This is a genomic window from Micromonospora sp. KC207, assembly GCF_004348615.1.
GTDB lineage: Bacteria > Actinomycetota > Actinomycetes > Mycobacteriales > Micromonosporaceae > Micromonospora.
This window is the reverse complement of record NZ_SMKJ01000356.1, coordinates 1-5952: the sequence shown is the minus strand read 5'-3', so window position 1 is coordinate 5952 and position 5952 is coordinate 1. Positions and strand designations below refer to the sequence as shown.

At 71.7% G+C, this 5952-nt stretch carries 6 protein-coding genes; 3 read left to right on the top strand and 3 right to left on the bottom strand.

What is annotated here, in order from left to right; all coding sequences use genetic code 11:
- Positions 1-30 precede the first annotated feature (30 nt).
- The 3 genes from E1258_RS28955 to E1258_RS28945 form a co-directional block, all read right to left on the bottom strand.
- Positions 31-756, bottom strand: a complete 726-nt coding sequence (locus E1258_RS28955; protein ID WP_007073142.1) for a methyltransferase domain-containing protein — start codon at positions 754-756, stop codon at positions 31-33.
- A gap of 94 nt (positions 757-850) precedes the next feature.
- Positions 851-1168 carry a hypothetical protein gene (locus E1258_RS28950; RefSeq protein WP_007073141.1) on the bottom strand — a complete coding sequence of 106 codons (318 nt, stop codon included), beginning with the start codon at positions 1166-1168 and terminating at the stop codon, positions 851-853.
- Between the two features lie 39 nt (positions 1169-1207).
- Positions 1208-2845 (bottom strand): ABC-F family ATP-binding cassette domain-containing protein, encoded by a 1638-nt coding sequence (locus tag E1258_RS28945; RefSeq protein ID WP_132406709.1) that lies wholly within the window; start codon positions 2843-2845, stop codon positions 1208-1210.
- Positions 2846-2929: 84 nt separating this feature from the next.
- On the opposite strand from E1258_RS28945, the gene E1258_RS28940 reads away from it, so the two are divergent.
- From E1258_RS28940 to E1258_RS28930, 3 genes are all read left to right on the top strand, one after another.
- Positions 2930-3676, top strand: coding sequence for an ROK family protein (locus E1258_RS28940; protein WP_132406706.1), 747 nt, complete (start codon positions 2930-2932; stop codon positions 3674-3676).
- A gap of 150 nt (positions 3677-3826) precedes the next feature.
- A complete protein-coding gene (locus tag E1258_RS28935) occupies positions 3827-4195 on the top strand; it encodes a M48 family metallopeptidase (protein ID WP_132406704.1) in 369 nt (122 codons plus the stop codon).
- 210 nt (positions 4196-4405) lie between these two features.
- On the top strand, positions 4406-4660 hold the full coding sequence (locus E1258_RS28930; protein ID WP_007073137.1) for a Smr/MutS family protein: 255 nt from the start codon (positions 4406-4408) through the stop codon (positions 4658-4660).
- Positions 4661-5952: the final 1292 nt, after the last annotated feature.

The window sequence follows — 5952 nt, the reverse complement described above, 5'->3', positions numbered from 1 at the left end:
GCACCACCCCGCCCGCTGACACCCCCACCGTCAGCTGAAGAAGCGGGACAGGTGGGCGGCGGCGGGAGCCGGAGCGTCCGCAGGCAACGGCGTCAGGTCGGCGAAGATGCTGGCCCCGTCGCAGCCCACGTGCAGCGGATACCAGCGCGGGGTGCCCGGCGGGCGTTGCAGGCAGATCCCCTTGACCGTCTGCACGTCCAGCAGCCGGACGTGGGTCGGGTCGGCTACCGCGTTCACGTGCCCCCACCAGGGGCTCATCACGTGCAGCACCCCGCCTGGGCGCAACACCCGGTGGCACTCGTCCACCAGCGGCAGGAAGTCGATCAGGTGCTCCAGGATGTGCACCGCGAACAGCACGTCCACCGAGTCGTCGGCCAGCGGCAGCGACCCGGACAGGTCGGCCACCGCGTCCACCCCCGGGGCGGGGTAGATGTCCAGCCCCAGGTTCAGCGGGTACTGCTTGGTGCTGCCGCAGCCCAGATCGACCACGACCGGGTCGCGGCCGGCGACCCGTACCCGGCACCAGACGCCGAACACCCCCGCGAGCCGGCCGACCAGGTCCCGGAGCAGGCGCAACTGCGCGGCGTCGGCGACCTCGCCGGTCAGGTGGGCCACCCCCCGGTCGAAGCGCACCCGCACCGCCAGCTCCCGCAGCCGCCGGTCGTGCGCCACCTGATCGGCCCACGCCTCGGCGAGGAACTCGTCGACCGCCCGGAGCCGTTCGGCCGAGGGCACGGTCAGGGCCATCGCGACCATGGGCCACCTCCGGTGCGCCCGATACCCAGCTGAGCCGGCGATATGCCCCGTCTCCGGCCACGTCCCCCGAACGAACGAGCGGGATCGGGCCCGGTCAGCCGGTGGTGCGCCGGGCGGCGCGGCCCGCGCCCCGGATCCGCTGCCGGGGCGGCGCGACCGCCGTCTTGGGCCGCTTGAGGTGGTACCGGTGCAGCTCGCTGCTGCCCGGCTGCGACGGGTCCTCGCTCATCCCGACCAGCTCCCAGCCCTGGTCACCGGCCCGGTTCAGGTGGGCCAGCGCCGTGTCGCCGTACGGGGTGACGTCGATCATCGAGCCGTCCGGGCCGTACCAGACGAACACGACCTCCCAGCCGATGTCCGTGCTGGCCGCCTGGCGGCGCCGGACCAACAGCGCGTACTCCCACTTGAGCATGGAGTCATTGTCACCCCGCCGGCCGCCGTCGGCACGCCGTCAGAACTCGGCGACCCGCCCGCCGTCCACCCGTACCCGGCGGTTGACGGCCACCGCCTCCAGCATCCGCCGGTCGTGCGTCACCAGCAGCAGCGTCCCCGGGTAGCCGGCCAGCGCCGACTCCAACTGCTCGATCGCCGCCAGGTCCAGGTGGTTCGTCGGCTCGTCGAGCACCAGCAGGTTCACCCCGCGCCCCTGCAACAGCGCCAGCGCCGCCCGGGTCCGCTCACCCGGCGACAGCGACGCCGCCGTGCGCAGCACGTGATCGGCCCGCAGGCCGAACTTGGCCAGCAGCGTCCGCGCGTCCGCCGGCGACAGCTCCGGTACGGCCAGCCGGAACGCGTCCAGCAGCGGCTGGTCGCCGAGGAACAGCCCCCGGGCCTGGTCGACCTCGCCGACCACCACCCCCGGGCCGAGCGAGGCGTGCCCGGCGTCCAGCGGCAGCCGGCCCAGCAGCGCGCCGAGCAGGGTGGTCTTGCCGGACCCGTTCGCCCCGGTGATCGCCACCCGGTCGGCCCAGTCGATCTGAAGGTCCACCGGGCCGAGGGTGAAGCCTCCCCGGCCTACCACGGCGTCGCGCAGCGCGGCCACGACGGCGCCGGCGCGGGGCGCGGCGGCGATCTCCATCCGCAGCTCCCACTCCCTGCGCGGCTCCTCGACCACCTCCAGCCGCTCGATCAGCCGGTCCGTCTGCCGGGCCTTCGCCGCCTGCTTCTCCGACGTCTCGCCCCGGAAGTGCTTCACGTGCTTGTCCGGGTCGGTGGCCTTGCGGCGGGCGTTGCGCACGCCCTTCTCCATCCACGCCCGTTGGGTGCGGGCGCGGGCCTCCAGCGAGGCCCGGGTGTCGGCGTACTCCTCGTACTCGGCGCGGGCGTGCCGGCGGGCCACCTCCCGCTCCTCCAGATACGCCGCGTAGCCGCCGCCGTAGTGCCGGACGAGCTGCTGGTGCAGGTCCAGCTCCAGCACCCGGGTCACCGTGCGGGCGAGGAACTCCCGGTCGTGGCTGACCAGCACCGTGCCGGCGCGCAGCCCGGTGACGAACCCCTCCAGCCGGTCCAGCCCGGCCAGGTCCAGATCGTTGGTGGGCTCGTCGAGCAGGAACACGTCGTAGCGGCTGAGCAGCAGCGACGCCAGCCCGGCCCGGGCCGCCTGGCCACCGGAGAGGGCCGTCGTCGGGTGGTCCAGGTCGACGGTGAGCCCCAACTCGGCGGCCACCTGCTCGGCCCGCTCCTCCAGGTCCGCCCCGCCCAGGCCCAACCAGCGCTCCAGCGCCTCGGCGTACGCGTCGTCGGCCCCGGCCGCCCCGGCGGTCAGCGCCTCGGTCGCGGCGTCCAGGGCCGCCTGGGCAGCCGTCACCCCGGTCCGCCGGGCCAGGAAATCCCGGACCGTCTCCCCGGGGCGGCGCTCAGGCTCCTGCGGAAGGTGCCCCACGGTCGCGGTGGGCGGGCTCAGCGTGACGCTGCCGGACTCGACCGGCAGCAACCCGGCGAGGGTACGCAGCAGCGTCGACTTGCCCGCCCCGTTCACCCCCACCAGGCCGATCACGTCGCCCGGGGCGACCACCAGGTCCAGCCCGGAGAAGAGCAGCCGCTCCCCGTGCCCGGCCGCGAGGTCCTTCACCACCAAAGTCGCGCTCATCAGGAGACGAGCCTATCGGCCGCGTCGGACCGGATTGCGCCGCCGGTCGCGCCCGGCCCCGGGACACGAGGCACACTCACCGGTGTGGTGACCACCCTGGCGATCGACTGCGGGGGCGGCGGGATCAAGGCTTCGGTGCTCGACGGGGCGGGGACCATGCGGGCCCGGCCGCTGCGGATGCCCACCCCGTACCCGCTGCCGCCGGCGCTGTTCGTGAAGACGCTGCTGGACCTCGGGGCCCGGCTGCCCACCGCCGACCGGGTGACCGTCGGGATGCCCGGCATGCTCCGGCACGGCGTGGTGGTGGCCACCCCGCACTACGTGACCCGGGCGGGCCCCCGCTCGAAGGTCGACCCCGACCTGCTCGCCGAGTGGTCCGGCTTCGACGCGCGGACGGCGCTCGCCGACGCGTTCGGGGTGCCCGCGCTGGTGCTCAACGACGCCGAGGTGCACGGCGCGGGCGTGGTCGCCGGGACGGGGCTCGAGCTGGTGCTGACGCTCGGCACCGGGCTGGGCAGCGCCTTGTTCGACGGCGGCACGCTCGCCCCGCACCTGGAGCTGTCGCACGCCCCGGTGCGCTGGGGCACCACCTACGACACGTACGTGGGGGAGGTGGAGCGCCGCCGCCTCGGCGACGCGTTCTGGTCCCGCCGGATCCGACAAATGGTGGACGGGCTGCGCCCGGTGTTCCGCTGGGACCGGCTCTACCTGGGCGGCGGCAACTCCCGGCTGATTCGTCCCGAGCAACTCGCCCGGATGGGCGACGATGTGGTGGTGGTGCCCAACACGGCCGGCATCGTCGGCGGCGTCCGCGCCTGGAACCTGGTGTAAGGAGGGGCACCTTTTAACGCATTTTGTATAGGAAGGGCCCCTTCCTAACACCCCGTCCGCCCGCAAGTTCCGGCGGCGGAACACTCGCGGTCCGGCCGGTGTTGTGCCAGCGTCGGATCAGGTGGCGGCGCGAGACGAGGAGGTGGGTCGATGGACCTTCTGGCGGAGTACCGACGGGCGACCATGTTCTTCGAGATGGGTGACGCGTCCGGGGCGGTTCGGCTGCTGGAGCCGATCGTCGAGGCCGAGCCCGGCAACTCCGCGGTGCGGCAGCTGCTGGCCCGGGCCTACTTCCAGACAGCGCAGCTCAACCGCGCCGAGGAGCAGCTACGCGAGCTTGTCGACCGGGACCCGAGCGACCACTACGCGCACCACGTGCTGGGCCGGACGCTGGAGCGGATGAACCGTCCGGCGGATGCGCTGCGGCACCTGCGCATCGCCGCCGCGATGTACTCGACGAACGCCGACTACACGACCGCGCTGCGCCGGGTGGAGACCCGGGTCAGCGGCGGTCACTGACCGCGTCCGTCAGGGGGAGGGGGCCCACCTTCCCCCTGACGCGGGCCCCGATCCGTTCAGGCCAGGCACCTTTCGCGCGGCTCACCCCACCAGGGCCTCTCCTGGCGGGGCGTGTCGAGCCCCACCTGGACGACGACGCCTGAGATCCCGCCCCGCGGCTGCCGGCCTACCATGGGCTGCCATGGGAGCTGCGCAGGTGGTGGAGGCAGGATGAAGCTCAAACTGGACCTGCACGACATCTTCAACCGGGGCCAGGACATCGACCGCGCGCTGCGCGGGATCATGGACGAGGCGGTGGCGAAGAAGGCCACCCTCGTCGAGATCATTCCCGGCAAGGGCTCCGGCCAGCTCAAGAAGCGGGTGCTGCGCTTCCTCGACCAGAAGGACGTCAAGCAGCTCTACCACCGGGTGGAGAAGGACTCGAAGAACTTCGGCCGACTTTTCGTCCACTTCCGCTGGAAGTAGCGGCGATATGGCCCCATGTAGCTTGCGTGCCCATCCACGGATGGTGGCCGGCTGAATGGACGCGATCGGCTTGTCGCCGAAGGTCGGATAGACGTGCAGCCTGATTTCGTATTCGATGTGTCGGCGGAAGCCTGACGCACTGCTCGGTGCGCCGAACGGCAGCTAGAATTTCTAGCTCTGCGGGGGCGGTGAATCGAGTCACCAGATGGTCCGGACGTGACCTGATCTCAGTCAACCGGTAAGCCGCATGGAAGTCCTGGCCGTCGGGTCCGGTCGTCGTGTCGCAGCAGCAGGGCGCATCAGCAGTGGCCGGCTCCTCGCGGGAAACTCCCCATTAAGCTCCGAATCCAAGCCGCGTTCGATGGTTTCGAGCCAAGCGCAGGAGTGGTGAGCGACAAGGGGCGTAAGTCGGTCATCAGATGCTTGCGTGCGAAGCCACCGTGCGCCGTCTGGCGAATGGGAGACAGTGGCAACCAGATCGGGACCGTAGCCGACATCGCGGAGTCATGCAGCCACGGACAAGACTTGGCCGTCCGATGAGTCCGGGAAGCCGCATATCCGTTCGGCCTTAGCCCCTACTGCTTGGACGTGGCTCCACCGACGAGGTAAACGCCTTGTTGGGCAAGTCCTCGGCAAGGGACTGCGGCGCCTCAGTGATGGTCGGCAAGGTCAGACCAATAGCAGCGGCCGGCGCTGCAGGCCGCTCGCGCCGCCGGAACTGTGCCGGGCCGATGACCCGCCGCCGCGCCTCTGGCCTTCGGCCGCCAGCGGCGTCGGTGCTAGCCCGCCGTCCGCGCGACATACGACGAAGCCCCGGGCCGCCTGAGTAGTTAGGTAGGCCGGGGCTTCTGGGGAGTTCGGTCGCAAGAGCATGTGTCCTCGCCGGACGGGCAGACAACCAGGATGATCGACAATCCGATCGATCTTCGGGGAACGTGGTGTTTGCGCGTGGGATGACTCCTTCGGGTCCTGAAGTGGGCGGAGTCGCCAACCTCAAGATCATGCTGTTTCTCGGCGGTCGAACGATCCCTGTAACGGGCGTATTGGAGCCGTGACCCGGCGGCCGGTCACCGGCCGCCGGGTCTGCCCGGTCAGGACTCGGAGGCCCTGCGGCGGTAGGCGAGAAGCAAGGCGGCGCCGGCGGCGACGGAGATGGTGCCGAGGCCCGTCAGGACGGGTATCAGCGCACTATCGCCGCTACCGCCGGTCACCGGTAGCTTTGTGCGGCTTGGGGTCGGAAACCCGGTCGGAGTTCCCGTTGGGGTGCCGGTCGGGGTGGCGGTGGGCGTGCC